This is a genomic window from Stenotrophomonas sp. Iso1, from assembly GCF_027497995.1.
In the GTDB taxonomy this organism is placed as follows: Bacteria; Pseudomonadota; Gammaproteobacteria; order Xanthomonadales; family Xanthomonadaceae; genus Stenotrophomonas.
Map to the genome: position 1 here is coordinate 1 of NZ_JAODBT010000018.1, position 209 is coordinate 209.

At 62.2% G+C, this 209-nt stretch carries 1 protein-coding gene; it reads right to left on the reverse strand.

Annotated elements, in window-relative coordinates; translation table 11 throughout:
- The coding region (locus PAN08_RS18025; protein WP_269792877.1) for a cadherin repeat domain-containing protein at positions 1-209 on the reverse strand (209 nt) is incomplete at both ends.

Sequence of the window (209 nt, forward strand, 5' to 3'; positions counted from 1 at the left end):
ACGTCCAGTTCGTTGAGCGTGACGGTGATGGTGGTCGTACCGCCATTGCCGTCGCTGGCTACTACGGTGATCGTGTGGCTGTTGCCCGTTGCCTCGTAGTCATTCGCCAGCGAGGCTGCACCGACCGGGGTCAGGGTGATCACACCCGTGGTCGGATCGATCGCGTACCAGCCATTGTCGTTACCCGCGCTGATCGCGAAGGTCACGTC